Origin of the sequence: Neobacillus solisequens (genome assembly GCF_051233465.1) — a bacterium.
GTDB lineage: Bacteria > Bacillota > Bacilli > Bacillales > Cytobacillaceae > Neobacillus.
This window is the reverse complement of sequence record NZ_JBKFGJ010000002.1, coordinates 165,977-189,677: the sequence shown is the minus strand read 5'-3', so window position 1 is coordinate 189,677 and position 23,701 is coordinate 165,977. Positions and strand designations below refer to the sequence as shown.

23 protein-coding genes are annotated in these 23,701 nt (G+C 37.2%); 6 read left to right on the top strand and 17 right to left on the bottom strand.

Going from position 1 to position 23,701, the window contains the following annotated elements; all coding sequences use genetic code 11:
* The first annotated feature begins 94 nt into the window (after positions 1–94).
* Positions 95–757 (top strand): molybdate ABC transporter permease subunit, encoded by a 663-nt coding sequence (gene modB, locus ACI3K6_RS01445; RefSeq protein WP_335477860.1) that lies wholly within the window; start codon positions 95–97, stop codon positions 755–757.
* A 28-nt stretch (positions 758–785) separates the two neighbouring features.
* Here modB and ACI3K6_RS01440 read toward each other — a convergent pair whose 3' ends face one another.
* Both ACI3K6_RS01440 and mprF read right to left on the bottom strand, forming a co-directional pair.
* Positions 786–1,949 carry a D-alanyl-D-alanine carboxypeptidase family protein gene (locus tag ACI3K6_RS01440; RefSeq protein ID WP_435553400.1) on the bottom strand — a complete coding sequence of 388 codons (1,164 nt, stop codon included), beginning with the start codon at positions 1,947–1,949 and terminating at the stop codon, positions 786–788.
* Between the two features lie 109 nt (positions 1,950–2,058).
* Complete coding sequence (gene mprF / locus ACI3K6_RS01435) at positions 2,059–4,584, bottom strand: bifunctional lysylphosphatidylglycerol flippase/synthetase MprF (protein WP_435553853.1); 2,526 nt, start codon at positions 4,582–4,584, stop codon at positions 2,059–2,061.
* A gap of 207 nt (positions 4,585–4,791) precedes the next feature.
* Between mprF and ACI3K6_RS01430 the strand changes: the two genes are divergently transcribed.
* Entirely contained in the window at positions 4,792–5,244 is a 453-nt protein-coding gene (locus tag ACI3K6_RS01430; RefSeq protein ID WP_435553399.1) for a cupredoxin domain-containing protein, read from the top strand.
* 81 nt (positions 5,245–5,325) lie between these two features.
* On the opposite strand, the gene pflA is transcribed toward ACI3K6_RS01430, so the two are convergent.
* Together pflA and pflB are read right to left on the bottom strand one after the other, a co-directional pair.
* Positions 5,326–6,075, bottom strand: coding sequence for a pyruvate formate-lyase-activating protein (pflA, locus tag ACI3K6_RS01425; protein ID WP_335477855.1), 750 nt, complete (start codon positions 6,073–6,075; stop codon positions 5,326–5,328).
* A gap of 66 nt (positions 6,076–6,141) precedes the next feature.
* A complete protein-coding gene (gene pflB, locus ACI3K6_RS01420) occupies positions 6,142–8,367 on the bottom strand; it encodes a formate C-acetyltransferase (protein WP_435553398.1) in 2,226 nt (741 codons plus the stop codon).
* A gap of 415 nt (positions 8,368–8,782) precedes the next feature.
* On the opposite strand from pflB, the gene ACI3K6_RS01415 reads away from it, so the two are divergent.
* Together ACI3K6_RS01415 and yidC are read left to right on the top strand one after the other, a co-directional pair.
* Positions 8,783–9,082, top strand: a complete 300-nt coding sequence (locus ACI3K6_RS01415; RefSeq protein ID WP_335480943.1) for a hypothetical protein — start codon at positions 8,783–8,785, stop codon at positions 9,080–9,082.
* Positions 9,083–9,101: 19 nt separating this feature from the next.
* On the top strand, positions 9,102–9,890 hold the full coding sequence (yidC, locus tag ACI3K6_RS01410) for a membrane protein insertase YidC (RefSeq protein WP_435553397.1): 789 nt from the start codon (positions 9,102–9,104) through the stop codon (positions 9,888–9,890).
* A gap of 111 nt (positions 9,891–10,001) precedes the next feature.
* Here yidC and ACI3K6_RS01405 read toward each other — a convergent pair whose 3' ends face one another.
* Both ACI3K6_RS01405 and crcB read right to left on the bottom strand, forming a co-directional pair.
* Positions 10,002–10,361, bottom strand: a complete 360-nt coding sequence (locus ACI3K6_RS01405) for a fluoride efflux transporter FluC (protein WP_335480939.1) — start codon at positions 10,359–10,361, stop codon at positions 10,002–10,004.
* Positions 10,354–10,752 (bottom strand): fluoride efflux transporter CrcB, encoded by a 399-nt coding sequence (gene crcB, locus ACI3K6_RS01400; protein WP_435553396.1) that lies wholly within the window; start codon positions 10,750–10,752, stop codon positions 10,354–10,356. The genes ACI3K6_RS01405 and crcB overlap by 8 nt, the downstream gene beginning before the upstream one ends.
* 103 nt (positions 10,753–10,855) lie before the next feature.
* Here crcB and ACI3K6_RS01395 point away from each other — a divergent pair, with 103 nt between their 5' ends.
* Positions 10,856–11,443, top strand: a complete 588-nt coding sequence (locus ACI3K6_RS01395) for a YhcN/YlaJ family sporulation lipoprotein (RefSeq protein WP_435553395.1) — start codon at positions 10,856–10,858, stop codon at positions 11,441–11,443.
* A gap of 35 nt (positions 11,444–11,478) precedes the next feature.
* Here the strand turns inward: ACI3K6_RS01395 and ACI3K6_RS01390 are convergent, their stop codons facing one another.
* Positions 11,479–11,682, bottom strand: coding sequence for a DUF6501 family protein (locus ACI3K6_RS01390; protein WP_335480933.1), 204 nt, complete (start codon positions 11,680–11,682; stop codon positions 11,479–11,481).
* Between the two features lie 220 nt (positions 11,683–11,902).
* Here ACI3K6_RS01390 and sda point away from each other — a divergent pair, with 220 nt between their 5' ends.
* Positions 11,903–12,028 carry a sporulation histidine kinase inhibitor Sda gene (gene sda, locus ACI3K6_RS01385; RefSeq protein WP_435553852.1) on the top strand — a complete coding sequence of 42 codons (126 nt, stop codon included), beginning with the start codon at positions 11,903–11,905 and terminating at the stop codon, positions 12,026–12,028.
* A gap of 57 nt (positions 12,029–12,085) precedes the next feature.
* Here sda and odhB read toward each other — a convergent pair whose 3' ends face one another.
* The 10 genes from odhB to trpC all read right to left on the bottom strand — a co-directional run bounded on the left by odhB (position 12,086) and on the right by trpC (position 23,701).
* A complete protein-coding gene (odhB, locus tag ACI3K6_RS01380) occupies positions 12,086–13,339 on the bottom strand; it encodes a 2-oxoglutarate dehydrogenase complex dihydrolipoyllysine-residue succinyltransferase (protein WP_435553394.1) in 1,254 nt (417 codons plus the stop codon).
* A gap of 16 nt (positions 13,340–13,355) precedes the next feature.
* Entirely contained in the window at positions 13,356–16,202 is a 2,847-nt protein-coding gene (locus tag ACI3K6_RS01375) for a 2-oxoglutarate dehydrogenase E1 component (protein WP_435553851.1), read from the bottom strand.
* A gap of 138 nt (positions 16,203–16,340) precedes the next feature.
* Positions 16,341–17,735, bottom strand: coding sequence for a sensor histidine kinase (locus ACI3K6_RS01370; protein WP_435553393.1), 1,395 nt, complete (start codon positions 17,733–17,735; stop codon positions 16,341–16,343).
* Positions 17,732–18,412 carry a response regulator transcription factor gene (locus tag ACI3K6_RS01365; RefSeq protein ID WP_435553392.1) on the bottom strand — a complete coding sequence of 227 codons (681 nt, stop codon included), beginning with the start codon at positions 18,410–18,412 and terminating at the stop codon, positions 17,732–17,734. The genes ACI3K6_RS01370 and ACI3K6_RS01365 overlap by 4 nt, the downstream gene beginning before the upstream one ends.
* Before the next feature lie 147 nt (positions 18,413–18,559).
* On the bottom strand, positions 18,560–19,633 hold the full coding sequence (gene mnmH / locus ACI3K6_RS01360; protein ID WP_435553391.1) for a tRNA 2-selenouridine(34) synthase MnmH: 1,074 nt from the start codon (positions 19,631–19,633) through the stop codon (positions 18,560–18,562).
* A gap of 137 nt (positions 19,634–19,770) precedes the next feature.
* Entirely contained in the window at positions 19,771–20,148 is a 378-nt protein-coding gene (locus ACI3K6_RS01355) for a hypothetical protein (RefSeq protein ID WP_435553390.1), read from the bottom strand.
* A gap of 157 nt (positions 20,149–20,305) precedes the next feature.
* Positions 20,306–21,091, bottom strand: coding sequence for a tryptophan synthase subunit alpha (trpA, locus tag ACI3K6_RS01350; protein WP_435553389.1), 786 nt, complete (start codon positions 21,089–21,091; stop codon positions 20,306–20,308).
* Complete coding sequence (gene trpB, locus ACI3K6_RS01345; protein WP_435553388.1) at positions 21,088–22,293, bottom strand: tryptophan synthase subunit beta; 1,206 nt, start codon at positions 22,291–22,293, stop codon at positions 21,088–21,090. Before trpB ends, trpA begins: the two co-directional genes overlap by 4 nt.
* Entirely contained in the window at positions 22,293–22,913 is a 621-nt protein-coding gene (locus ACI3K6_RS01340) for a phosphoribosylanthranilate isomerase (protein WP_435553387.1), read from the bottom strand. The genes trpB and ACI3K6_RS01340 overlap by 1 nt, the downstream gene beginning before the upstream one ends.
* A complete protein-coding gene (gene trpC / locus ACI3K6_RS01335) occupies positions 22,910–23,701 on the bottom strand; it encodes an indole-3-glycerol phosphate synthase TrpC (RefSeq protein WP_435553386.1) in 792 nt (263 codons plus the stop codon). Before trpC ends, ACI3K6_RS01340 begins: the two co-directional genes overlap by 4 nt.

Below are 23,701 nucleotides of genomic sequence, written 5' to 3'. Positions count from 1 at the left end.
GCAGTTTTTATTTTAATCACTTTATTGATTTCTTCGCTTTCGCTATAATGATAAAGAGTGCAAAGGCGTTTGTTGAAAGAAAGAGTGAAAGTTAATGTATACTGAATTTTGGTCCCCCATTCTCTTATCTCTTAGAGTGGCTGCTATTTCAGCGACCATCGTGTTTGTGATAGGGATTTTGATTGGGAGGTTATTAGCTAACCGTGAATTTAAAGGAAAAATGCTTCTGGAAACCATTTTATTAATGCCGATTGTACTGCCTCCCACTGTCATTGGATTTTTACTTATTTTCTTTTTTGGGAGAAATAGTCCAATCGGATTAATAATAGAGGAATTGTTTGCAAGAACCATTATCTTCACACCTTTGGCAGCCGTTATTGCTTCAACCATTGTCGCGTTTCCACTCATGTATCAAACCGTTAAAACAGGATTTCTTGCGGTAGATAAGGATATTGAAGAGGCAGCACGAACGGATGGAGCCAATGAATTAAATGTTTTTCTACTAGTCACAATCCCCTTATCCATTAAATCGATTATAACCGGTTTCATTTTAAGCTTTGCTCGGGCACTGGGGGAATTCGGGGCAACATTAATGTTCGCTGGAAATATTCCCGGAAGGACGCAAACGGCTCCGACAGCGATTTATATGGCAATGGATGCAGGAAATATGAAGATCGCCTGGCTCTTAGTAGCTGCTATGGTCTTGATTTCATTTTTCATGCTGTTTGTTACCAATTGGATTCAAAGAAAGCCATGAAAAGGAGAATTTCTCCTTTCATGGCTTTTTAAAATCTTTTTGTTGCTTTCTTCTTAACGTTAAATAAAACGAGAACTCCTCCAAGCAACATCACACCAAAAATAGCACTAATATATGGCAACTGGTCTTTTTCTTTTGATTTTTCATTTTTGACAAGTTTTATTTTGGGCTTCGGTTCCTTATGTTTTAATTGAACCTGCTGTAAAACTTGTCCATCATTTTTTTCAATGGATAAAATCCCGTTGCTACTTACCTTTTTAATGATGCCATTATTATCCTCTGTTATAGGAGTATCTTTCTCCAGGTAAAATTCTTCGTGATCTACAGTAAATCGTTCTCCATGGTTAAGAGTGGAACGTTTATACTCCTTAAAACCATAGTCAAATAAACGGGCAGTATCCTCATACTTTGCCATTTTTCCATCTGACCTTAGGACAATGGCAGTTAATTTAATATTTCCGTTGTTTGCTGTTGTAGCCAAGGTTTGTTTAGCATCAGTGGTATAGCCTGTTTTCCCACCAGTTATTCCCGGGTAAGGCATTTCACCCTTTAACATGATATGATGCGTAACCAAGGTAGTATTCCATGCTTTTCCTTCCCATGGAAGGAACTTGGTTCCAAAAATTTCAGCAAACACCGGATTTTTCATTGCGTAATTTGTAATCAGTGCCAAATCCCTTGCTGTTGTATAATGATTTGGGTCATGCAATCCATTTGGATTCATAAAATGTGTATTAGTGACGCCAATTTTCGTTTTAAGAAACTCATTAATATTTTCTGAAAACTTTTCTACGTTTCCATCAAGATATTCAGCAATCGCGATAGCAGCATCATTCCCAGAATTAATTAGCATCCCCTGGATCAGTTTTTTCAGAGGAACTTGTTCCCCTTCGACGAGGTAGACTCTTGTTCCATCTTGATTCACCGCATTTGCACTAACCGTTACAATATCGTTCAGCCTGCCTTTTTCAATGGCGTAAATGGCTGTAGCAATTTTTGTAACACTTGCCGGAAACAGTTTTTCATCTGGATTCTTAGCGTAAAGAACGGCATTTGTATCAGTATCCATAAGTACCGCAGCCTCACTTTTTAACCCAAGCGGATCATTTTCCTCCGCAGAAACCTTCTGTTGGAACGAAAACATCATTAAAATTGCTAGAATAATAGGACCAATCTTATACAAATAAAACACCCTAACTATGAAAATTTTGTACCTTATATATTTTACCAAAATTTACATTATATTAAAATTCTTTTTCAGTAGAAAACCGGCTAGCATCACCAACCGGTATTCTAATTATCTACCCTCTCTTCTTAGATATCAACAGGGTAATTTGTGCCATAATAAATGGTAAAGAAGATTTTCTTCGGTAGGCCAAATATTTAGGTTCAAAAGTATCCCGATATTTTTCTTTAAATTTATGCAACTCCTGGAAATGACCGACAAAATGTCCATGGAAAAATATTTGGGCTGCAACTTTTTCGCTTAGAAATGCAAATCTTGAAAGACCAACATTTGCCAATGGAGCCAATCCCATATTAAAACGATGATAACCTTGCTCTTTAGCCCATTGACATAACGAAAGAAACATGTAATCAACCGTTCCTGAGGGACTATCTTGTCTTAAACGCATTAAATCGACCGAAATGGTTTTCTGGGAATCATAATATCCCATAATATTAATAAATCCGAGAATTCGCTTGTTTTGATCCCGAACGAGGCCAATTGGACCCCTGTTAATATAAAGCTTATCAAAATAACCCATTGAAAAGCCTTTTTCTTTTTGCCCCATCAACCATTCATTAGAAACATCCTCAAGTTCATGAATGAAGTTATCAGAATAGGGAGGCACAACCACTTCGAAGGAGAAATGTCCCTTTGTAAATTTATTTTTAATATGACGAAACTCTTTCATTTTTTCCCCGCTAAATGAGAATTTCTCTAAATGGACAAATACTTCCTCCCCCAGCTTAAAAAACGCAAACCCATGATTATGTAAAAGCGCCAGCATTTCATCACCAACTTGATAAAAAACAAGGGTATAACCATATTTGTCAGCAATCTCCTGAAATTCCTCCACTGCATTTGAAAGTTCTGTCTTTTCTCCTATTGGATCTCCTAAGATGATTAATTTGTCTGCGTATTTCTGATAAATAATCATGATATTTCTCTGGCTGTTCCAAAATATGTTCTTATCGTGCAAGAAAATAAGATGTGATAATGACTTACCTCGATATTTATGTAAATGTTGGATAATTTCTTCCTCACACTCGACTGTCGATTCAAATTTCCATTTTTTCGGCAGGCTAATTAAATAACCCAAGCCTAAAATTGAAATGGCTATGATAATACCGATCATTGCACTAGTAAACAAGTCACTTGAATCCTTAATGACAAACGGTGCAAGTTTCGTCGGTATTCCCATTTTTGCAGACGGTAGATTTAAATAGCCGATAATTAGATACATAGAGGTAATGATGAGAATAACTGTTACATCAAAAAAGGTTTTTCCCCATGTTAGTACATAGCTTTCTCGGTAAAACTGGCCTTTCGAAATTCTTAATAGCAAGGCAACAGTGATGAGAAAAATCGCCTCTTCATAATCGATACCTTTAAATATCGAAAATAGCGCCGCAAGAATCAAGGCAAGCATTGTCAGATCATAAGTCCGTTTAACGCTGTATTCGATGCCCCGGGACAATCCCAACAGTAAAAACCCTGCTGCAACCGAAAGCTGATGCGACACATTAATGATTGGAAACGACAAGAGCTCTTGGGCAATTCGGAGTCTAGACATAATTCCCGGAACACTGGCAGAAAGCAATAAAATCAATCCGGATAAAAAAACCAGCATGGTCAACAGTACATGGCTAATCCCTTGCGCAATCGCCTTTGGCAGATCGTTCCATGACTGATTCCATTTTTTCCAGTATAGTTTTATAAAGAAAATAGAGCTGATAAAAAATGGTACAAAATAGTACCCAAGCCGATAAAACAACAACAAAACAAGTGTTTTTTCTTCTGGTATATGTAAATCATGCATTCCCCAGATGAACACTAGATCAAACGAACCTAGACCTCCGGGAATCATGCTTAAAATACCGGCACATGCTGCAACGATATAAAGCGGGAAAAGTTTATCTATCGGTACGTTAATCCCTAAAATTCGACTGATCAAGAAGATTGCCAAAAACACAGCACACCATTCAATAATGGAAACGGCAATCAATTCCAAACCCACTTTTTTCGTTATGAGTGAATGTTCATCTTTTTTAAATTTGATAATATGTATCGTAATAAAAACAGGTAAATATAAACCTATACCCAGGACGGCAAAATAGAGCCATTTAGTATCTAAGAACAAAGGAAATTGTCTAAAACCAATTGTCACAATCCAGGATAGAAAAGAAATTCCTGTTAAATAAAAGAGTGACACAGTGGCTATTATACTTAAAAGTTTCCGCTTATCCATTTCAAATTTATGGAAGAAATACGTTCTTAACATTGCTCCTACAATGCCGCCAAAGCCAATCAAATTCGAAAAGGCATTGGCAATAAATGATTGCTCCAATAGTTCGTTTTTTGGTACCTTGAGCTTAAGAATCCGCACTAAAACTACATCATAAAGCAGCATTGGCAACACTGCAGCCAAGGTAATTGCCAAGATTAATAATAAAACCCAAATATCCAAATGACTTAATTCATTTTTTAACAGCTGGGAATTTAAGTTCTTAGTAAACTTTTGAATTTCAATAATGGCAAAAACTAATAAAAATAATGGAAAAATAAATTTAATTGCTTTAATCATTTTTTCTTTGCTAATCACCAATAAAATTACCACCTATTTTTCGTTCCTTACTTAAATATAAACGTTTAAAGAGTAAAATTAAAGTTGAAGTCTTTAATATTGTTGACATTTTCCTTTTCATTCAACCATATGGAAAATTATCACATTAAATAAAAAGTAGACAAGTTTTCTGACCCCGCCGGCATAAGTATGAAATAGAACAAATTTATCCAAGGGGGTTTTTTGGTGAAATTTCTTGTTTTAAAAAAAGAGACTTTTCTTTTCTTCTTAACAGTCGGTCTGATGTTAGTAGTTATTTCAGCTTGGTTTATGTTAAAGGCAGGGGATGCAACCGTTTTTAACCAACAATCAAAACAATCAATCCGAGAGATTCACATGGTCACCGCTGAATTTAAAACAAAAATGAACAATGGAAAAGAAATGGAGGCCTACAGGTGGGATCCTGGCACCATTTTTTTACAGAAAGACGAGAAGGTAAGATTATACATCAGCGGTATTAATGGGGAAAAACATCCTTTTTATATTGAGGGAACCGACATAAAGGGTACAGTAGAAAAAGGGAAAGAAACCATTGTTCCCCTTCAATTTGAAAAAGAAGGTACTTATCGTTTAATCTGCGAAATCCATTCAAACCGAGAACATAACGGTCCGATGATTGCTTATATTGTAGTTGATTAATACTATTAATAAGTAAAAGGAATCCGTTTATTTGATCGGATTCCTTTTTAGTTGCTGACTATATCATTACTTTTGCAGAACTTACTTTACAATTGGTTTTTTCCAATGTGCCGTTAACATTTGAGAGGCAAACTCGACCTTATCTTCGGTTGGCGGTTCTATGTGATTAAGTTGGTACTCATGACCTAGTGCCTCCCATTTATAAACTCCAAGCTTATGATAAGGAAGGATTTCGATCTTTTGTACATTTTGAAGAGTTCCAATAAATTCACCAAGTTGTTTAAGATCCTCTGGTTCATCGGTAACGGTTGGAACAAGAACATGACGAACCCAAATCGGCACTTGCCGATCAGATAAAAATTTTGCAAACTCCAAGATGTGGTCATTGGCCATACCAGTCAATTGAATATGTTTTTTACGGTTAATGTGCTTTAAATCTAATAAAATGAGATCTGTGTATTTAAGAAGTTCCTCCATCTGTTCAATAAACAAGTGAGCATGAGAAAAACAGCCGCCAGAAGAATCAATTGTAGTATGAATGCCTTTCTTTTTACATGCTTTAAATAACTCGATTAAAAACGGAACTTGCAATAAAGGTTCTCCACCGCTAACGGTTATACCACCGCCGGATGCTTGAATGAAAGGAAGATAAGACTCCAAATCATTCATGATTTCAGAAACAGTCATCTGTTTACCGGTACCTATTTCCCATGTATCTGCGTTATGGCAAAATTGACAGCGCAGCAAGCACCCTTGTGTAAAAATGATATAACGGATTCCGGGACCGTCAACTGTACCTAGTGTTTCTATAGAATGAATATTTCCGTTCATGATGATTTACCCCTTTCGTATAAAGCAGGAGCCCCCTTTAGGATAAAGGGCGGCTCCAATCATTGATTAAAGTGACTGATGGAATGTACGGTTAATAACGTCTAGTTGTTGTTCTTTTGTTAATTTGATGAAGTTAACCGCATAGCCAGAAACACGAATCGTTAATTGTGGATATAATTCTGGATGTTCCATAGCGTCTAAAAGTGTTTCTCTGTTAAAGACGTTGACATTTAAATGGTGACCTGACTTAATTGCGTAACCATCAAGGATGGATACAAGGTTGCTAACTTGACTTTCTTCTTCTTTTCCTAATGCTTTAGGAACAATGGAGAAAGTATTAGAGATACCGTCCATAGCATATGCATATGGAAGTTTTGCAACAGACGATAATGATGCTAATGTACCTTTAGTATCTCTTCCGTGCATTGGGTTTGCACCTGGTGCAAAAGGTTCCCCTGCACGACGTCCGTCAGGTGTATTACCTGTTTTCTTACCGTAAACAACGTTAGAAGTAATCGTTAAAATTGAAAGTGTGTGTACGGAGTTACGATAAGTTACATGCTTACGTAGCTTTTTCATAAAGTTTTCTACGATTTCTACTGCAATGCTGTCAACACGATCATCGTTATTTCCGTATTTAGGGAATTCTCCGGTTGTTTCAAAGTCAACTGCTAAGCCGTTTTCATCACGGATTACTTTCACTTGACCATATTTAATAGCACTTAATGAGTCAGCAGCAACACTTAATCCAGCAATACCAGTTGCCATCGTTCTTAAGATTTGTGTATCATGTAATGCCATTTCAATACGCTCATAGCTATATTTGTCATGCATATAGTGAATAATATTTAGTGCATTAATATAAAGACCTGCAAGCCATTCCATCATATTATCGAATTTTTCCATTACCTCGTCAAAATCAAGAATGTCAGAAGTAATTGCTTGGAATTTAGGGCCAACTTGCATTTTTAATTTTTCATCTACGCCACCATTGATTGCATATAGAAGGGTTTTTGCTAAGTTTGCGCGTGCACCAAAGAATTGCATTTGTTTACCGATTTCCATCGCAGATACACAGCAAGCAATACCATAATCATCGCCGTATTCAGGGCGCATAATATCGTCATTTTCATATTGAATTGCACTAGTTTTAATGGACGTTTTCGCACAGAACTTTTTAAAATTCTCAGGTAGACGGCTAGACCATAAAACGGTTAAGTTTGGCTCTGGTGCTGGTCCTAAGTTTTCAAGTGTATGAAGGAAACGGAATGAGTTCTTTGTTACAAGTGAACGACCATCGTTACCCATACCACCGATTGATTCTGTTACCCATGTTGGGTCACCGCTGAATAGATCATTATAATCAGGTGTACGTGCAAATTTTACAAGACGAAGCTTCATGACAAAATGGTCAACCAATTCTTGAGCTTCTGTTTCTGTTAATGTACCGTTTTCTAAATCTCTTTCAATATAAATATCTAAGAAAGTAGACACACGTCCAAGGCTCATTGCTGCCCCGTTTTGCTCTTTTACAGCTGCTAAGTATCCGAAGTATACAAATTGGAATGCTTCTTGGGCATTTCTAGCTGGTTTGGAAATATCAAAACCATAGCTTGCAGCCAATTCTTTTAATTCTTTAAGTGCACGATATTGCTCAGAAAGCTCTTCACGTAGGCGGATATTATCTTCCGTCATAACAGTGCTTGTATTGTTGAAATCTTTTTGTTTTGACTTCATTAAGAAATCAACACCGTATAAAGCTACGCGGCGATAGTCACCGATAATACGTCCACGGCCATATGCATCAGGTAAACCAGTAATAATACCAGCTTTACGGGCACGAAGTATTTCAGGAGTGTAAGCATCAAAAACACCTTGGTTATGAGTTTTACGAAAATCTGTAAAAAATTTCTCAATTTCAGGATTTAATTGATAACCATAAGCTTCACAAGCTGACTTCGCCATACGAATTCCGCCAAATGGCTGCATGGAACGATTAAATGGCTTATCAGTTTGAACACCAACTACTTTTTCAAGATCTTCATTAAGATATCCAGGACCGTGGGAAGTAATAGTGGAAACCGTTTCGGTATCCATATCAAGTACCCCACCTTTTTCTCTTTCTTCTCTGGTTAACTCCATTACTTGAGCCCAAAGTTTATCAGTTGCTTCTGTTGCACCTGCTAAGAAAGTGTCGTCACCTTTAAATTCAGCGTAGTTCTTTTGAATAAAGTCACGAACATTCACTTCTTTTGCCCATGTACCTTCTGTAAAACCTTTCCATTGTTCCATGATTTTTCACCTCTTAATTTATTGACCAAAATATATAACAGATTAATGTTCCTTTCACAATTAAAGTATAACAGCTAAAGTATGTGAAACAACGTGCAAATGTTAATAATTTGTGAAATGCGTGTTTTATAAAGATAAATTAAGTTATTTTTGAACGAATTATGAACATCTTGCAAAACTGTACTATAAAAAAATGGCGAAATAACAAAACTGTTATATAAGAAAAATGTGAGATTATCAACGTTTTTAACGTGTTAATCGGTGAAACAGCACGAAAAAACAGAAGTAACTACTTCTGTCTTCAGTGTAAAAACTGCTATATAGCAAAACTTTGGGTTTTCATATAGTTTGATTGATTATTTGCCGATTCTCCATTATACTCTTATCATTGGCTCTTTTTTGCGAGGTGAAATATTTGTTTCAATTAATCGTTGATCATTCAGATATCAATACCTTAAACGCACTCTATTTAAGTATATATTTGGGGATTGTTCTGAAAATATTATGGGTTCGTGGCGTTGAATATTCATTTATTGGATCCATATCCAATTCCGCTGATACCAAAATCATTCACCCGCAATTTTTCCATAAAGAGAATAGCAGGTTTGCTAATAACCTGATTATTATTCGCGTTGTCAAATATATACGTAAAAAGGCATGTTCACAGGATGATTCTGAAGACCCTATTTCCTTCCTGTTTACTTCATACTATTAACTACATTTTAGGAGGAAATATGAAAAAGAAATATTCTACTTTACTATTAATTGCAATTTTGTCTATGACAACTCTCATTTTATCAGCTTGTTCAACACAAGCACAAAGCGGTAAGAATGATGGGTTTTTCCACCACTATTTTGTAAATACGTTCTCTACCATTATTAAATCGGTGGCGGACCTATTCAATGGTAATTACGGTTTAGCGATTATAATTGTGACCCTCATTATAAGACTTGCCCTTATGCCGCTGATGCTTAGACAGTATAAAAACCAAATGAATATGAAGGAAAAAATGGATGCATTAAAACCGGATATGGATGCGATCCAAAAGAAAATGAAGGCGGAAAAAGATCCGAAGAAAAAGCAAGAACTTCAAGCCGAAATGATGGGTTTATATCAAAAGCACGGTGTAAATCCATTGAATATGGGATGTCTGCCAATTCTGATTCAAATGCCGATTTTAACTGCTTTCTATTATGCGATTCGTAGTTCTCACGAAATTGCCAAGCATAAATTTTTATGGTTCAGTTTAGGGAAACCTGATATCGTGTTGACAATCGTTGCCGGGTTAATTTACTATTTTCAATTTAAGGTTTCACAAACAACCATGCCAAAACAGCAGCAGGAACAAATGAAATACATGGGGTTAATGTCTCCACTTATGATTGTTATGTTTTCATTCAGTGCTCCTTCTGCCCTACCACTATATTGGGTAGTCGGGGGAATTTTCTTAACAGCACAAACTATGATCAGCCAAAAGCTTTATGCGAAAAAGCCTTCCGTTACACCAGTTAATCAAAAGTAAAAAAATAGATGCCTAAAAAGTTCAGTTCTTAGGTAGAAAAACTAAATTATTATTTTTATTAGTCCAATTCAAAATTGAATTGGACTTTTGCTTTTGTTGTGGTGCTTCTTTTTAAATGCTTTTCCCGACCAGTATTCCACAAAAGCTAATGAGCAGGCCAAATCCATAACTACATAATAAATATCGATTAAATAGTTGAAATTCCCCATCTCTTCTCAGCTGTACTAATTCAAGTTTCAGTGTGGAGAATGTGGTAAAAGCTCCCATAAAGCCTACTCCAAAAAGAGAATACCATTGGCCCTTAACATCCGTCCCGACTAATACGCCTAACAGAAATGCCCCGACTACATTTACCGATAATGTCCCTATTGGAAAACGGGATTTCAACAGAACTTGAACTGTTTTACTCAGGGTAAAACGGGCAATGGCTCCTAAAAATCCCCCGATCGCCACCATCATGATATTATTCATGGGAGATTCCCTCCTTTTTCCTACCTATTAACCCCACTTTTAAGCCTAAATGGACAAAGTAGAGCCCGCCGATCGCACTGAGAATAAAATAAAGGAGAGCATAAAGGTATTGATTAACCTCTATCAAACGGATCGTTTCCACACAGAAGGTCGAAAAGGTCGTATACGATCCAATTACTCCTGTTGTTAATGCAGTAAAAAGCTGCGGTTTTCGCTCTTTTGTTTTTGCCAGCTTATTGGTTAAGAAACCTAATATAAATGCACCAGTTAAATTAATGATCATGGTGCCAATTGGGAAGTTTCTGCCCCACAGGTAGGTACCAAATATGGAAAATAGATACCTAGTCAAACTCCCCAATATACCGCCAAGACCAACATAAAGATAAATCACCAGAAAAACACTCCAATTGACTCAAATCTATCTAGAAGGATAGATCTCATTATAATTTGGAAACCTAATCGAGTAAACCATAAAAAAGGAGAATAAGACTATCATGAAATTTCGTCTAATCATTATCACTGCTCTTTTTTTCACTATTAGCCTTACAGCATGTAACAATAATAACGATAATGCCGCTAGCAGGAACGGGGACAAAACAGAACTTACAAGGGTAAAATATAATATACCCAATCATGGAGGTCCCGCAATTAGCAGCGTGGATGTAAGTGATAAAAAACTTGATCGAAATGCCAATCATATAAACAACGAACTCATCAATAATCCCAATCACACTAATCAATCACGTATGAGAGTTGCGGATCATGCTGCTAAAAAAATCGCAAGCCTTCCAGGAGTTGAACGGGCAAATGTGATTGTGTCTGATGAAAAAGCGTATGTTGCTGCCAAAATGGACCGCAACACCAACAATCAACTTTCCAATCAGGTAAGAAATCAAATCTCAAAAACAGTAAAAAGTGTTGATAAAGATATTAAACACATCTATATCTCGGCCAATCCGGACTTTTATGACCGTCTCGATACATATGCCAATAAGATTCGAAAGGGAAAAGGAAAACCTTCCTCAGGATTCATAAATGAATTTACGAAAACAATGCAAAGAGTTTTTCCTGAATCAAAATAAATCAAAAATGCCTGGCGATTTACGCCAGGCTATTTTTACACATCTTGAAAGTAATCTTTATAAAACCCGCCTACTTTTCCAGAATTATCGATGAGATAATAAAATTCCTCGGTTTCATTTTTCACATCATATACTTTTCCGGCAGTTAACATATTGTTTACAATGTACTTTTCAGCATTGGTATGTACGCATTTCACCTGTTTAATGGTGTCTCGTTCCCGCCAATTTAAATGAATCATGGTGCTCACCGTCCTCTTCAATATTGTCCAACCTCTAGTATAATCAAAACCATCAACATGGTGCAACTGCAGAAAAAAGGTTTTTCTATACTCCAATAAATAGTGACAAAATTATGGATATTCATAATTTATGGTTCTCAAAGTAAGCGTTACCTATTACAATAGTAAAAACTGAATATTCAATCCGTTTTCCAAGGAGGGCATTCTAAAGTTGAAAATTATGAGTAACGAGCAGTTAATCGTATCGTATCGGGATGCATTAAAGTCTGGCAAGGAAAAGGAATGGATCAAAATTTTAAAGGATGAAATTGAACGCAGGGGATTAAAACCAATCATTGTCCGCTAGATGAATAACCTAAGAAACCGCTGAACAAAAGGGAGCTTCAGCGGTTTTCCTATTTAATTATCCATTAATCAATAATTTTTCCGGATCCTCTAGCAATTCTTTCACCATACTGAGGAAACTCACTGCTTCTTTCCCATCGACAATTCGATGATCATACGATAACGCAACATACATCATTGGCCGATTTTCCATCTTCTCTTTATCAATGGCAACTGGACGGAGTTGAATTTTATGCATCCCTAATATACCAACTTGCGGCCCGTTTATAATGGGTGTAGACAGCAGAGAACCGAAAACTCCCCCATTTGTAATGGTAAACGTTCCTCCTTGAAGATCCTTTAATCCTAATTTGTTCGTTTTTGCTTTATCGGCTAGCCCAATAATTTCTCCTTCTATCTCAGCAAAAGATTTTTTGTCCGCTTCTCTAACTACAGGTACAACAAGGCCTTCTTCTGCAGCAACTGCTATTCCAATATCATAAAACTTTTTAACCAAGAGCTGATCCCCTTGAATCTCCGCATTTAAATATGGATATTTTTTTAGAGATGCCACTACCGCTTTTGTAAAAAAGGACATAAACCCAAGTCTTACATTATGTTCCTCAAAAAACTGATCTTTTCTTCGCTTTCTGATATTCATGATAGCAGTCATATCTATTTCATTAAAAGTTGTCAACATCGCAGCAGTTTGTTGAACTTCTACAAGGCGTTTAGCAATGGTTTGCCTTCTTCTTGACATTCTCTCATAAATAATTGGCTTTGCCTCTTCGAACAACTTCGTTTCTGACTGGCTATCCTTTTCGGAAGTTTGAATTGAGATCGGTTTCTGTTTGGGCACAAAAGAGGAAACATCCTGTCTTCTGATTCTTCCAAGCGGATCTGTACTCTGAATATCCTCTAATTTAATCCCTTTCTCTCTTGCTAACCTCCGTGCAGCTGGAGAAGCAATTGGCCGTGGTGACTCTGTATTTTCCTGCTCTTTATTTGGTAATATGGCAGCATTAATCTTTTGCTGGGATTCGATCGCTGGCTCCTCTATTTGAAATTTCGATTGTGTTTCGGCTCTTGTAATTGCCTCGTTTTCACTTAAGATAGCAATCGTTTCCCCTACTCTAACGGTATCTCCCTCAGTAAACTTCTGTTCGGTTAAGGTGCCAGAAAAATCTGAGATCATTTCAATATTTACTTTATCAGTTTCCAGCTCAACCAGATATTCTCCTTTTTCTACATAATCTCCAATATTTTTCAGCCATTTTGCAATTGTACCCTCTGTGATGGATTCTGCTAACTCGGGAACCTTGATTTCGAACATCAGGAATACCCCCTTATTACACTTTCGTCAGTGCGTCAGTGATTATTTTTGATTGAATTAGTTTATGAATATGAGATTCACCCTCTGCAGGACTTGAACGGCGGCGGCGACCAATAAATCTCACTCTTATATCGTTTGGTGTCAGTTCATTAATACGAGGCTCAACGAATGTCCATGCCCCCATATTTTTAGGTTCCTCTTGAAGCCAAATGAATTCTTTTGCATTAGGATATTTCGCTAATATTGTTTTAAGTTCATTTGTAGGGAACGGATATATTTCTTCTAGTCGAAGTAGTTGAAGCCAACTCATGTGAACCTGATCTTTTAGAAATTCTGCAGCATCAATAGCCATTTTTCCTGTACAAAACACAATTCTCTCCACATGGTCATTTACATCATTAGACGGATAGTGCACGATAACAGGTTTGAATTCTCCTTCACTTAACTCATTCCCCTTTGAAGCAACAAGCGGATTTCTTAACAGACTTTTAGGAGACATTACGACAAGTGGCCTAATCTCATCTTTCGTCAAAAGTGCCGCTTGACGCCTCAATATATGAAAATATTGTGCAGCGCTTGTCAAATTGACAACCGTCCAGTTCTTTTCCGCAGCAGATTGGAGGAATCGTTCAAGTCTTGCACTAGAATGTTCTGGTCCTTGGCCCTCATATCCATGCGGAAGCAGCAGGACAAGCCCGGATTTTTGTCCCCATTTTGCCCTACCTGCAGCAATAAACTGATCAAATATCACTTGGGCCGCATTGGCAAAATCACCATATTGCGCCTCCCAGATCACCAAAGTATCTGGCGAAAATACATTATAGCCATATTCAAACCCGACTACAGCCGCTTCCGTTAACGGGCTGTTATAAACTGCAAAGGACGCAGCAGCATCAGGAAGATGGTGCAATGGAATAAATCTCTCGCCTGTCTGATAATCATGTAATACCAAATTTCTTTGGGCAAAGGTTCCGCGCTCAGAGTCCTGACCTGTTAAACGAATCGGAGTTCCATCCTCCAAAATGGAAGCGAATGCCAAGGTTTCTGCCAGCGCCCAATCCACATTGCCATTGTCACGAAATGCTTCTTTTCGTCTTAATAAGATCTTCTCCAATTTATGAAATACCTTAAAGTTTTCTGGCCATTTTAACAGTTCTTCGTTCATTTTCTGTAATCTGGTTAAAGGAACGCCTGTCACAATATTTTCTTTATCTCGAATAAAGACTGGCGGTTCTGGTATTTCCCTCGTGTCATCCGACTTAATTGATGACACCTTTTGATAGGCTATTTTTAACCTTTCATGAATACTCGTTTCAATTTGGTTAATGGTTTCTTTTTTAAGGATGCCTAAATGGATTAAGTACTCACCGTAAATTTGCTTAACAGTGGGATGTTTGCTTACTTTTGTATACATTTGTGGGCTGGTAGTCATTGGTTCATCCATTTCATTATGTCCAAATCGTCGGTATCCAATTAAATCGATTAAAACATCCTTTTTGAACACCGAACGATACTCAGCTGCTAATACGGCTGCTGACAAACATGCCTCGGGGTCGTCAGCATTAACATGCAGGATCGGAATCTCATAACCCTTAGCCAGATCACTGGCATAACGTGTAGAACGGGAATCGCCTGATTCTGTGGTAAACCCAATCATATTATTTGATATGATATGAATGGTTCCTCCTGTTCGATAGCCTATCAAACGACTTAAATTTAACGTTTCAGCTACAATGCCTTCCCCTGGGAAAGCAGCATCACCATGAATAAGGATCGCTAAAGCAGCCTTATTAGACTCATTAGGGTACCCGGGGTTTTCTCTGTCATCTTGGGCAGCACGTGTAAACCCTTCAACAACTGCACCAACGTATTCCAAATGGCTTGGATTATTGGCAAGTGTAATTTTTGCTTTTTGAATATTGTCTGAAAGCTGGCGATTTAAACCTAAATGGTACTTTACATCTCCAGTCCAACCAAAATTGATTCCTATTGAACCTTCAGATGGTACAAGTTCTTTGTTCGGTGCATGTTGAAATTCTGCAAAGATCATTTCATAAGGTTTCCTCAGCACATGTGCCAGAACATTTAATCTGCCTCGGTGAGCCATACCTATATTGATAAACTCAGCTCCATGTTTGATCGCCTCAATCATAATTTCATCAATTAGCGGAACCATTGTATCTAGTCCCTCAATTGAAAATCGTTTCTGCCCAACAAACGTTTTATGAAGAAATTTTTCAAATCCCTCTACTTCTGTTAACCTTTTAAAAATACTAATTCTTTTTTCGGAGGTTATGATTGGTTTATGCTGGATATTTTCGATGCGGTCTATTAGCCAATTTTTTTCTGTCTCATTATGCACATGATGAAATTCAAAGGTAATTGTTTTGGTGTAAACATCTAACAAATGTTGATAGGCTTCAAGAGCAGAAGGAAAATAGACTGAACCATCTTTAATCATGATGTCAGCAGGCAACATTTTTAAATCAGTTTCGGAAAGATTAAATCTTCCGGGGGTTAATTGATTGGCATCTATTCTACTGCTTTTTAGCGGATTTATGTCAGCAACAAGATGCCCGTAATGACGGACATGTTCTGCTAACTTAATTGCGGCAAACATCTTATCATTTGACACTTGCAGTGGAGATTGTTCTGTCACTTGAAGAGTTCCTTCAGTTACTTTACGGAGATCGGCTTCATCGATTCTTTCAAATAATTGCCTCAAATCATTTTCCACATCTTGTGGATTTTTTAGGTATTTCTCAAACTGTTCAATAACATAACCTAAATTAGGACCAAAAAATTGACTTAAATATTGGTTTTCTTCAGGTTTTATCCTCATTTTCCATGTTCCCCTCACTATATATGTATCTTTTTCCAAAGCGTTTATATTAGCATAAATCAATATATTACTATGTAATCGATTCAATATAGTGTGTGTAATGAACCATCAAAAAATTAAAGAATAAAAAAATGGACCATTCCGGTCCATTTAACATAATTAGGTGGGAATGATCAACGTAACTTTTGTTCCTACCCCTTCTTTACTTTCAATTACAATTGATCCATGATATTTATCGATGATTTGTTTTGCGATGGAAAGCCCCAGTCCTGTACCTCCACTTTCGCGTGACCTTGCTTTATCTACCCGATAAAACCTGTTAAAAACATTGGAAATTTGCTCACTAGGAATTCCTATTCCATGATCACGCACTGTAAAACATATATGATTTTCCATATGTTTCACTGTAATTTCAATCGTTTTATTTTCGGGTGAATATTTTATCGCATTATCAATTAAAATGATTAAGATTTGTTCTAAGTGCTGCTCAGAAATTGCTGCATGAGGAATCTGCTTGTCTAAATCCAATACTAGAACATAGTCAGGATGAAGCAGTTCCAAATTTTTAACTAAACGAATTATAATTTCATATACATCTGCTTTAGTTACTGTAGTGACCCATTGATTCTCTACCCTTGTAAGTGTTAGCAAATCATTGATTATTTTTTTTAGGCGATTGATTTCCTGAAGCGAGGCACCCAAAGACTCTTCTAAAATGGCAGGATCCTTTTTACCCCAACGGTTTAGTAGAGAAACGTGTCCTTCAAGGATTGAGACCGGTGTTCTTAACTCATGGGAGGCGTCCTCAACAAATTGTTTCTGCTGTGTGAAGGACTTTTCTAGATTATCCATCATTTCATTAAAAACATTGATCAAATCAGATAATTCGTCCTTTTGAGAGGAAGCTTCCATCCTCTCATGAAATCCATTTTCTTTAATGCGCTTCATAGTATTAGCCAGAGCTCTTACAGGTCTTAAAAGTTGACTTGCTAATACATATCCACTTAATGCACTTAAAAGAATGGCCGCCATTCCAAAAACCGTCATTCCCCAAGCTAAGTTCTTCATCATTTCATGATAACTTTTTAATTGACGAATGACTTCAATGGTACCGGTAAAGTACTTTACATTTAATGGGTATCTTGCAACAAGTAAATCTTTATCTTCAAAATATACTCTCTCTACTCGTTGGCTAAATCCAGGATTGGGTTCTAATACTGAAAAACTAACATTCTTATCAGAAATAATGATAGCTCCGCTTTGATCGTATACCCTGATCATTTGATCTTTGGTATTCATTTTCTTTAAAAAGAGGCCACTGCTTTTAATATCTTTTTCAGTTAAAGTATCCTCATTTTGCTTATAAAAAGTTGCAATATCGGCAAGCGTTTTTTTTACATTGCTTTCCTCCCGATTCATCATCCATTTTGAAACCATATGATATTCCATCAAACTGAACAATAAAAAGGCCAAAAAAATTGCGATTGCCCCGCTTAACATTAATTTGATTTTCCAAGGGAGCTTTTTTATGAAATTTGCTGAATTTTGTTTCATCTCATTACATATCCAATTCCGCGGACTGTTTGTATATAGCTTCCATCTTCTTCTTTGTTATCAATTTTATTTCTTAAATATCTAACATAAACATCGACAACATTTGTTTCAATTCCGGTATGATAACCCCAAACTTTATTCAGTAAGACTTCCCGCGATAACACTATATTAATATTGCTTATAAAAATAACAAGCAAATCATATTCCCGTTTGGTGAGAGTAATGATATCCTCCCCTTTTTTGACCACACAGGATTCCAATTCTACTGTAAGGTCCTTAAAAGTAATTGTCGTTACCTCATGAGATGTGATGGCTTCTATCCTCCGAAGCAGTGACCTTAAGCGCGCCAGTAATTCTTCTATGGCGAATGGCTTAACAATATAATCATCCGCCCCACTGTCAAGACCGGAAACACGGTCAAGTACACTATCCCGTGCTGTAATCATCATGATCGGCACAGTCTTATTACTTTGTCTGATTCTTCGGCAAACCTCCAACCCGTTTAATTCAGGCAGCATTAAATCAAGAAGGATGGCATCCCAGTTTTCTGTTTCTGCCAACTGTAATCCACTCCGCCCATCAGTGGCTATTTTGGTTTCATAGCCTTCATGATTCAGTTCCAGTTCCATGAATCTTGCTAGGTTTTTTTCATCCTCTATTATTAATAATCTTGTCATAGTTATCACGTCCGATTAGAATTTATACCATTATTGTATCTAATTGACCTTTCTAAATAAAATATTATCCTGTTTGAAGGAAATCGAAATGAAAAATAAATGAGAATTTGCTTAAAAATATCAAAAAGCCCACGCAGATACGTGAGCCTAAACATTTTTTAGTGTCATGGTTGGATGGAATGATAATTCTTCAAGTTTTATTGCTATTTTTTCAGCAGCATCTTCAGGATTCTCTGCGTAAATATCATAAAAAGTTCCGCCATATTCTTGTCTGGCATGATCATAACGGGGATCATAATAATGTTCCAGTAGAATTGGGATTATTTCGCGATAATTCCGTTCATTCAAGAACTCAATAAGACTTGTTTTTAGCTCCGTATTTTTAATTCGTTTTAATACCTTTTCTATGCCTTGAGAAATTTTTGTGTGAAACCACTCTTCATTTTGATACGGTAGGATATATTCTGAAACAAGAAGCTTTACTCTTTGTTCAATGGTTGTGTGCAAATAAATATTAATCCCATTAAATTTTACATCCATTAGTTTCTCAGGCTGCACCGCTTTACCAATTCTCTTACTTTCTGCTTCCACAAGAAAGTAATCAGAAGGATTAATGTCCTGTAACCCTTTAAATAATAAAGAATCAAAGGTTTTTTGATTATTGCCTTCACCTAGTCCGATTGTCCCGAATATGGAGCCTCTATGGGCAGCCATGTCCTCAAGATCCAAAACAGGATAGCCTTTTTTAGTTAATATCTTTAATACTTCGGTTTTCCCGACACCTGTCATGCCGTGGAGGACAACCGATTGATTTGGAATCATGCTTGGAATATTTTCAAGTATATAGTGACGATATGCTTTATAACCACCTATTAACTTCCAGGCATAAATGCCCGCAAATTCTAAAAATGTCACGACCGCTTTACTGCGCATTCCGCCCCGCCAACAATGAATAACCAGCTCACCTTTTAATTGATAGGATTTAATCGTATGAAGCAATTCAGGAATTTTCGGGGACACTAACTCCATTGCACGCCATTTAGCCGCTGCCTGTCCATCATTTTTATAAATTGTTCCAATTTCCTGACGCTCTTCATCTGTAAATAACGGGATATTAATAGCCCCGGGAATTGCTCCATCCTTAAACTCAATCGGTGAGCGTATATCAATGATCATTGGATTTTTAATGGTAAACAATTCTTCAACAGAAATTTCTTTCATTTTAGTACGCTCCTTAAAAAAACAAAACAAAACTTCCTAATATGGAAGTTTTCATTCGTGCATTCAATATATAATGATTATAAAGAAGTTTCACACAGCTATCAAGTTGATGTCATTTCCATTTAAAAATGATAGAGTCATCGAAAAGTAATCCCAGTTAATCGTTCTAATGCCAGGCAAAACCTTTCCCAGTTCATTGGAAAATCCTCTCCTCCTTCACACATATATACCTGTCCATCTGTTGTTAACTTAACAGACCAATATTCCCCTTCAAGGATTATTCCAGATTCTTTACGATAGTTTGGCTCCCATTCCCAAATTTTCAACAAAGAAATTTCTTTTTTAAATTCCTCTATACTACCTGGCCTGACCCACTGCAGATTGGAAAACGGCTTAGGATGTTCTCTATTTCTCCATTCTAAAAAGACAAATCTGTTCTTAATAAAATTCACTTGTATATGAAAGGAAACTCCACCAAAGCGATCTAATTTTACTGATATTTCATTGACTCTCATATTCTTCTCATTCCTATATAAACAAGCATCATTAATTAACATTATAATGAATAAGTAGCGTTTTTTGCTGTAACAAATGACACGTTCACGAACCATATTTGTTACGATTTTTCATATAAGAATAAAAGGTCTGTTCCCTTTGAACAGACCTTTCTTTTTAAGCTAAATGGGTTATTTGTTTGTAGCTAGTCATAAAGCTGGCTAATTCATCGAGTTGGTTACTTGTAAATAAATCAACGATTTTACTTCCAACAACAACCCCGTCACAGTATTTCGTCAATTCCTTTACCTGCTCCGCATTGGATATGCCAAAGCCAGCCAAAACAGGAATTGGACTCACTTCTTTTACTCTTTTCAAAAATGAGTAGAGTTCATGATCAAATTCATTTCTTGTTCCGGTAATTCCTTTTACTGTCACCGTATATAAAAATCCTCTTCCATTGCTCGCCAATTGTTTTATTCGTTCAATTGGTGTTGTAAGGGTCGCCAGCCGGATCAATTCTATTCCTACCTTTTCTAAATGCGGGGCTATAAGATCCTCTTCTTCCATTGGGAGGTCAGGGATTATACATCCATCTACTCCTGCTTTTTTGATATCTTCAATGAACGATTCGATTCCATAAGCATAAACCGGATTTAAGTATGTCATTAAAATAATGGGAATGGAGATTTTGTCTCTCCCTTGGCTAATTGCTGCAATAATACCTTTTAAGGTAGTTCCATGCTCTAGTGCCCTAATGCCCGCCAATTGAATCGTAGGACCATCCGCAACAGGGTCGGAAAAAGGAACACCTACTTCAATGGCTGTTGCTCCGCATTCTTCTAAAATACTAAGCCGCTTTACCAGGTTCTCTAATCCGCCATCACCAGCCATGATATAAGGAACAAACGCCTTTCCTTTCGTTTCATTTAAAACTTGAAAAGCTCGTTCAATTCGATTCATTTTCCATATCCTCCTTCCAATCTTTCCTTTACAGCATCTACATCTTTGTCACCTCTACCGGATAAGCAAACCACAATATTTTCCTCTGGTTTCATTTGCTGTGCTAATTTTACGGCAAAGGCAACGGCATGTGCGCTCTCCAGAGCAGGAATGATACCTTCTTGTTTGGATAACAACTGGAAAGCTTCAAGTGCTTCTTGATCAGATATTGATTGATAGGATGCACGGCCGATATCTTTCAAATAGCTATGTTCTGGGCCTACTCCAGGATAATCGAGGCCGGCGGAAACCGAATGTGCTTCTTGAATTTGGCCGTCCTCATTCTGCAATAAATACATGAGAGCCCCATGTAATACTCCTGGCTTTCCTTTTGTTAAGGATGCGGCATGAAAAGGAGTATCAATTCCCTTTCCTGCTGCCTCTACTCCGTATAAACTTACTTCTTTATCTTCAATAAATGGATAGAACATCCCCATAGAATTGCTGCCACCTCCGATACAAGCAACAACCGCTTCCGGAAGATGGTGATTTTCCTCTAAAAATTGTGCTTTTGTTTCCGATCCAATAACACTTTGAAAATCCCTTACCATCATCGGAAAAGGGTGCGGTCCCATGACCGAGCCCAGAAGATAGTGGGTATCATCCACATTTGCTACCCAGTATCTCAGTGCTTCGTTTACCGCATCTTTTAAGGTCGCACTTCCAGAGGAGACACCAACCACTTTTGCTCCCAACAATTCCATACGGAACACATTCAAGGATTGGCGCTTAATATCTTCTTCTCCCATAAAAATAATACATTCCAAGTTTAATAGAGCACAGACAGTAGCGGTTGCAACACCATGTTGCCCAGCTCCTGTTTCAGCGACAATTTTACGCTTCCCCATTCGCACTGCCAGAAGCGCCTGGCCAATTGCATTATTGATTTTATGTGCACCTGTATGGTTCAAATCCTCCCTTTTTAGGTAAATTTTCGCGCCACCGGCATGCTTAGTTAAGTTTTCAGCAAAATATAACGGGGTTTCTCTTCCGACATATTTTTTTAATAAGTATTGATATTCCCTAAGAAATTCCGGATCATTTTTTGCTTCTTCATATGCTGTGCTTAATTCTGTGACTGCCTTCATCAGTGTCTCAGGTACAAATCTTCCACCGTAAATGCCAAAATGTCCTTTTTCATTTGGTAATGTATAAGTATTCATTATTTCCCCTCCACTAGTGTTCCCTTTGCTTTTTCGATAAAGGTTTTTACTTTGCTTAAATCCTTGAAACCATCCGTTTCTACTCCTGAACTCACATCCACCATATAGGGATGAATGATCTTGATTGCTGCATCAATATTATCAGAGTTCAAGCCACCAGCTAAAATAATTTTCTTATCTCGAAGTAGCTCTATATTTACTCCATTCCAATCAAACGGCGTTCCATTGCCTCCACGATATTTCCCCTTTGGACCATCTAGCAACACATATTCAGCAGGAAATAAATTATATTTGGCTAATACTTCATTATCTTGGAAACTAATCGCTTTGATGACTGGTAATGAGATCGACTGACTAAATTCAACTGTTTCATCTCCATGTAATTGAATATGGGTTAGACCTGTAACAGAGGCTATTCTGTTAATCTCTTCACTTTTTTCGTTAACAAATACACCGACCTTACATACATGCTCCGGCAATTGCGAAATAATTTCTCTTGCCTGCTGTTCCGTCACTTTGCGCTTGCTTTCAGCAAACACAAAGCCAATGGCATCTGCTCCAAAGCTGGCAGCAGCAACACCAGTTTTCACATCCATGATTCCACAAATTTTTACTTTCATCGTTTTACTCCTTGCATGAATGGTAATCGAAAGTCTGAAAACATCTGCTTCATATTATCGCTCTTCATGAATGCCTCACCTACTAAAATGCCATTGGCACCTGCTTGAAGGACCCGTTTAACATCTTCTTGCTGATGGATTCCACTTTCACTTATTAGGAAAGCTCCAGCATTTTTCACTTTGGCTGCTAATGATTCCGTTACCTCAAGAGTAACATGGAACGTTTTTAAATCCCGATTATTGACCCCAATCAATTTAGCCCCAATACTAATGGCTGTTTCGAGTTCAGCTTCATTGTGAACTTCTACCAATACGTCTAGTCCCCTATTTGCTGCATACTGATAAAGTTCTTTTAGCTGTTCTTTTTCTAACGCTGCAACGATAAGCAGGATGATATCGGCCCCGAATGAGTCTGCCTGATCAATTTGGATCGGATCAATGATAAAGTCCTTACATAGTACAGGGAGTTGAACAGCTTCCCGAACCTCCTTTAAATCAGAAAACGACCCTTTAAAAAAGGTTTGATCCGTCAGAACCGAAATGGCACCAGCACCGAATTTTTCATATTGCATCGCCTGAATGCAAGGAATCGATTGGTTATTGATGATTCCTTTTGAAGGGGAAGCCCGCTTAAACTCTGCAATGATGGTCAGTTCTTTCGCTGATTGTAATTTATCAATAAATGGCCTTTTTTGATGACGATCATGATCAAAGTGCACTCCAGTTTCCTGAAGATTCTGAATCTCTAATTTCTTCTGCTTGATTATTCGCTCCAAAATAGTTGCCAT

Coding starts and splice junctions, on each gene's coding strand:
- modB (WP_335477860.1), top strand. CDS start 95: ATGTATACTGAATTTTGGTCCCCCATTCTCTTATCTCTTAGAGTGGCT.
- pflA (WP_335477855.1), bottom strand. CDS start 6,075: ATGAACGGAAATATTCATTCTATAGAAACACTAGGTACAGTTGACGGT.
- pflB (WP_435553398.1), bottom strand. CDS start 8,367: ATGGAACAATGGAAAGGTTTTACAGAAGGTACATGGGCAAAAGAAGTG.
- yidC (WP_435553397.1), top strand. CDS start 9,102: ATGAAAAAGAAATATTCTACTTTACTATTAATTGCAATTTTGTCTATG.
- ACI3K6_RS01405 (WP_335480939.1), bottom strand. CDS start 10,361: ATGAATAATATCATGATGGTGGCGATCGGGGGATTTTTAGGAGCCATT.
- ACI3K6_RS01395 (WP_435553395.1), top strand. CDS start 10,856: ATGAAATTTCGTCTAATCATTATCACTGCTCTTTTTTTCACTATTAGC.
- ACI3K6_RS01390 (WP_335480933.1), bottom strand. CDS start 11,682: ATGATTCATTTAAATTGGCGGGAACGAGACACCATTAAACAGGTGAAA.
- sda (WP_435553852.1), top strand. CDS start 11,903: ATGAGTAACGAGCAGTTAATCGTATCGTATCGGGATGCATTAAAGTCT.
- odhB (WP_435553394.1), bottom strand. CDS start 13,339: ATGTTCGAAATCAAGGTTCCCGAGTTAGCAGAATCCATCACAGAGGGT.
- ACI3K6_RS01370 (WP_435553393.1), bottom strand. CDS start 17,735: ATGAAACAAAATTCAGCAAATTTCATAAAAAAGCTCCCTTGGAAAATC.
- ACI3K6_RS01365 (WP_435553392.1), bottom strand. CDS start 18,412: ATGACAAGATTATTAATAATAGAGGATGAAAAAAACCTAGCAAGATTC.
- mnmH (WP_435553391.1), bottom strand. CDS start 19,633: ATGAAAGAAATTTCTGTTGAAGAATTGTTTACCATTAAAAATCCAATG.
- ACI3K6_RS01355 (WP_435553390.1), bottom strand. CDS start 20,148: ATGAGAGTCAATGAAATATCAGTAAAATTAGATCGCTTTGGTGGAGTT.
- trpA (WP_435553389.1), bottom strand. CDS start 21,091: ATGAATCGAATTGAACGAGCTTTTCAAGTTTTAAATGAAACGAAAGGA.
- trpB (WP_435553388.1), bottom strand. CDS start 22,293: ATGAATACTTATACATTACCAAATGAAAAAGGACATTTTGGCATTTAC.
- ACI3K6_RS01340 (WP_435553387.1), bottom strand. CDS start 22,913: ATGAAAGTAAAAATTTGTGGAATCATGGATGTGAAAACTGGTGTTGCT.
- trpC (WP_435553386.1), bottom strand. CDS start 23,701: ATGGCAACTATTTTGGAGCGAATAATCAAGCAGAAGAAATTAGAGATT.